Consider the following 4,490-nt stretch of genomic DNA (forward strand, 5'->3'; position numbering starts at 1 on the left):
GTTTTGTCGTTCTGAATCAGTCATGCTGATATAGATACGACTACCGTCAACGTTTAGATTATCGCTAATGAATGTGCATAAAGTATCTGAGAAGGCTTGGCGATCGCCGGGTAGCCCAAGTGCTCGATAATCAAGCATAGCCGCAGGTGCATCGCTGCCAGCAAATGACATATCGGCGTTGTCATTCAGCACAATCATCACATAGCTTTCAGGCTTACCCGACGCTTTTGCAACGGTTTCACTAGCTTGTTTAATGAATGATGACTTATCGTTAACTTGTTGATTCGTGTTGATATTAAGGTATGGCATAACGCTTCTCCTTATTGACAATGTTGTTTTATATTGTTGCTCAGTTCTTGTATTTTCTGCTGGCGCTCTTCTTCTTTAATACGCTGTAAATTGCCATTTTCATCATAAAAGCGCCCACCTGGATGGTTTTGATAGGCGGTAAGGGCGTCTTTGGCATCCTGACATTGTTTTTCAAGCTTAGCTTCTTGTGCCGCTTGTTGCTCTGCCTGTTGTTGTGCTTGTTGCCTTTCTTGTTCAGCGGCTTGTTGCTGAGCAATCAAGGCATCGATTTCTCTTTGGGCTTTAGCGGGATCAACAGGTGGTGGTGGCGGTGTTTTGATTAATTCTGCGGGAGCTGACTCGGGCGCTTGTTGGCTGTAATGCACTTGTCCCTGGTCATCGACCCATTTGTAGATATCGGCGCTGGCGGTGCCGGTAAACGTCACAGACAGTATAATCAGACTGAATTTGAGATTATCTCTTAACATTACATACACCAAAGCACTAAACTACGTTAATTCTACGCCAAAGCTAGCCATCATAAAATGTCTTATCACACAGACCGTTTTGAAATTCATTTACCTATTGAAAAATCAGGTGCTAATGCCGTTGATTTGCTTGCCGATGCCTGTGAGCTTTCTAAGCAACAGCTAAAACGCATCATGCTCAAAGGTGCAGTTTGGGTGAGTGTCGGAAAAAAAACACAGCGACTGCGCCGAGCCAAGCGCTTATTAAAAGCTGGTGAAACCTTGCACCTTTATTATGACAAAACAGTGTTAGAGCGCGAAACGGCCGAGCCAGAACTGGTAGCGGATTACGGTCATTATAGTGTGTGGAACAAACCTTACGGCGTATTATCTCAGGGCTCAAAATGGGGCGATCATTGCACGGTAACCCGTTGGGCAGAACGACAGCTTAAACCTCAAAGAAATGCTTTTGTCGTGCATAGACTTGATCGTGCAGCTAATGGCTTGATTGTGATTGCCCACGAAAAACAGGCAGCAGCAAAATTATCAGCCTTGTTTCAACAACGCGATATCGATAAGCGCTATCGAATCTGGGTTGAGGGCGAGTTTTCAGAGAAAGCAACCGTAGACGACCCGATCAGCGTTGACGAACCGATTGATGGACGACATGCTCGCAGTCATTTTGTGTTTCTGGAATATGACTCAATACAGCAGCAGACGCTGTTAGACGTGTCGATTGAAACAGGGCGGAAACATCAGATCCGCCGGCATGCTGCCAGTCTCGGATTTCCTGTGATAGGTGACAGGCTTTATGGTCAGCGTAAAACCAATGAAAACTTGCAGTTAAGTGCCTACTATTTAGCTTTCACCTGTCCGTTTACACAACAGCATAGAGAATTTAATTTGTTAGCTAGTTAGCGTCTTCTTTTTTTATAACAATGCGTTGAAATATGCCGGGTAAGTAGGCTGCTTGTGAAATCGCTCTGGCAATGAACAGTGTCATTAACGCCGCCCACAAGCCATGATTTTCATAGTCTTGCAATAGATACCAGGCCGGCAGGTAACAAATAAAGACGGAGAACATCATGGCGTTTCTCATTTCTTTGCCAAGCGTTGCTCCTACAAACAAACCATCAAACAAATAGGACCACACAGCAAGTAATGGTGCAATAACTATCCAGATACTATATTGCTCGGCAAAAGTGGCCACAGCCGGTATATCCGTCAACATACTGATAATGTTTTGGTGGAATACGCTATAAACAAGACTGAATAAAGCAGCGACGGCTAAAGCCCATTGTCCATTCATAATAAGGCTGGCTTTCAGCATGGCTTTATCTTTGCGCCCGATAGCTTTACCCGTCATCACTTCCGTGGCATTGGCAAATCCATCTAAAACATAAGCCATAAAAGTAATAAAATTCAGTAGCACCATGTTCGCAGCCAGAACCACATCACCATGCTGAGCACCCTGGTTAGTGAAAAAAGCAAAACTGAAGATCAGGCATAAGGTTCTCAGCATAAAATTGCCGTGAATGGCTAATTGATGCCGTTGTTTTACAAACTGTTGAATGGCCTGTGGGAGATGCACTTTCCGCCATTGAAAGCCTCGTTTACTCAATAGATAACCGGCAAATATCAAGCCGGATAACTCAGCAATCACAGAGGCTAAAGCCACACCGCTGGCTTTCATTTCGAAGCCATTAACAAATAACAGGTCAAACGCAATATTGGTGAGATTAATCACAATGGCCATAGCTAACGCTGAACGCGCCGCACTATTGCCAATTAACCACCCCATAATCGCGTAGTTGAGTAATGTGGCGGGCGCGCTCCAGATTCGAACATAAAAATACTGTTCTGCCTGCGATAACACATCAGCACTGCCATCTATTAAGCTGAAAGCCATCTTCGCAATGGGCCATTGCAGCAAAAGCAATACCATAGCAATGCCTGATGCCAAAAGTGCCGATTGGATTAACACTGACTCAGTTTGCTGTTGATTTCCATGTTCACTGACTTGTGATGTCAGACCGGTTGTCACCATCCGCAGAAAACCAAAACCCCAGAACAGGAACGTGAATATCATGCTACCCAGCGCTACAGCACCCAGGTAGATGGGCGAATTCAGGTGCCCCATGACGGCGGTATCGACCAATCCCAGAATTGGTGTTGATAAATTTGCCAGAATCATGGGGCCGGCAATGGCCCAAATTTGTTGATGTGAGAGTGTCTTTTTCAATCGTGTATCCAGAAAATAAAAAGGCCACATCAAGGTGGCCTTTGTAGCGTTTTTTTGTATCTGAGCTCAGAGAAGCGGAGCAATAACCAAACTCACTATTGCCATCACATTGATTAAAATGTTCATGGCTGGACCCGAGGTATCTTTCAGTGGATCTCCTACCGTATCACCGACTACAGCGGCTTTATGTATATCAGAACCTTTGCCGCCATGGTGACCTTTCTCTATATACTTTTTAGCATTATCCCATGCACCTCCGGCGTTCGCCATCATCAAAGCCATCATAACGCAACAGATCAGTGCGCCGGCTAACATGCCTCCCAATGCTTGAGGGCCTAAACCAAAACCAACCACAACAGGAGCTAACACCGCTAATAAACCAGGCAATACCATTTTATTCAAAGCCGCTTTAGTGGCAATATCCACACAACGTGCCGTGTCTGGTTTAGCCGTTCCCTCTAATAAGCCAGGAATTTCCTTAAACTGACGACGAATTTCGTGAATCATATCAAATGCCGCATCACCGACCGCTGTCATAGTGAGGGCGCTGACAAGAAAGGGAAATATGCCCCCCAGGAACATGCCCATCAGCACCAGCGGATTGTTGAGTAGTAATACAAAGCTGGTATCACCATGACTGATGGTTTCGATATAGGCACTGATAATGGCTAATGCCGCCAGAGCTGCGGCCCCAATCGCAAAGCCCTTACCAATAGCGGCGGTGGTATTACCTAATTCATCAAGTGAGTCAGTGATATCGCGGGTTTGTTTACCCATTTCTGCCATTTCAGCGATGCCTCCGGCATTATCGGCAACAGGACCATAGGCATCAATAGCCATGGTAATACCGACTGTTGCCAGCATGCCCACTGCTGCGATAGCGACACCATAAAGTCCTGCAACATAACTGGCAGAAAAGATAATGGCCGCGATGGTGACAACCGGTATGGCAACAGATTGCATGCCTAAAGCGAGTCCTGAAATCATTATTGTGGCAGGCCCTGTTTCACCGCTTGCTGCCAGTTTTTTTATGGGTGAACCGCCGGTGTAGTATTCGGTAACCAGGCCAATAATAATACCGCCTAAGGCACCTGATAATACCGCAACCCACAATTCACCGGCGCCACCCATCAGGCTAATCATCAACCAGGCAGTGAATATAAAAAGCACTGATGCGCCAATGGTGCCGATTCTTAATGCCACACTCGGAGCTTGTTGTGAAAACAGTTTGACACTGAGAATGCCTAAGATGGAGCAAATAAGTCCTGTAGAGGCGAGGGCCAGGGGCAGAAACATCAACGTTGACTGACTGTCAGCGAGTGACTTGATAGCAACTAGTCCCATTGTTGAGGCAATGGTGATACTGGCAATGATGGCGCCGCAGTAAGATTCAAAAATATCAGACCCCATACCCGCAACATCACCGACATTGTCTCCCACATTGTCGGCGATAACACCTGGGTTACGTGGATCATCTTCAGGAATACCGGCTT

The 4,490-nt window shown here is 45.9% G+C and carries 5 protein-coding genes; 1 reads left to right on the forward strand and 4 read right to left on the reverse strand.

Features of this window, described 5'->3' with window-relative positions; translation table 11 throughout:
- Both B4K20_RS11135 and B4K20_RS11140 read right to left on the reverse strand, forming a co-directional pair.
- Positions 1 to 309, reverse strand: a 309-nt coding sequence (locus B4K20_RS11135; RefSeq protein WP_289282937.1) for a phenylpyruvate tautomerase MIF-related protein, incomplete at its 3' end; no start/stop codon positions are given.
- A gap of 11 nt (positions 310 to 320) precedes the next feature.
- Positions 321 to 776, reverse strand: coding sequence for a DUF4124 domain-containing protein (locus B4K20_RS11140; protein ID WP_286304293.1), 456 nt, complete (start codon positions 774 to 776; stop codon positions 321 to 323).
- A 57-nt stretch (positions 777 to 833) separates the two neighbouring features.
- Here B4K20_RS11140 and B4K20_RS11145 point away from each other — a divergent pair, with 57 nt between their 5' ends.
- Positions 834 to 1,673 carry an RluA family pseudouridine synthase gene (locus B4K20_RS11145; protein WP_289282938.1) on the forward strand — a complete coding sequence of 280 codons (840 nt, stop codon included), beginning with the start codon at positions 834 to 836 and terminating at the stop codon, positions 1,671 to 1,673.
- Here B4K20_RS11145 and B4K20_RS11150 read toward each other — a convergent pair.
- Both B4K20_RS11150 and B4K20_RS11155 read right to left on the reverse strand, forming a co-directional pair.
- The gene (locus tag B4K20_RS11150) at positions 1,666 to 2,997 is read right to left on the reverse strand and encodes an MATE family efflux transporter (RefSeq protein WP_289282939.1); all 1,332 of its coding nucleotides are present in this window, start codon (positions 2,995 to 2,997) and stop codon (positions 1,666 to 1,668) included. The genes B4K20_RS11145 and B4K20_RS11150 overlap by 8 nt on opposite strands.
- Positions 2,998 to 3,063: 66 nt before the next feature.
- Positions 3,064 to 4,490 (reverse strand): sodium-translocating pyrophosphatase (locus B4K20_RS11155; protein ID WP_289282940.1); only part of this gene is annotated, 1,427 nt, incomplete at its 5' end.

It is taken from the genome of Methylophaga sp. UBA5088 (assembly GCF_002414625.1).
Lineage (GTDB): Bacteria > Pseudomonadota > Gammaproteobacteria > Nitrosococcales > Methylophagaceae > Methylophaga > Methylophaga marina.

Excerpts from the sequence above, each read along its gene's own strand:
- B4K20_RS11145 (WP_289282938.1), top strand. The coding sequence starts at position 834 with ATGTCTTATCACACAGACCGTTTTGAAATTCATTTACCTATTGAAAAA.
- B4K20_RS11140 (WP_286304293.1), bottom strand. The coding sequence starts at position 776 with ATGTTAAGAGATAATCTCAAATTCAGTCTGATTATACTGTCTGTGACG.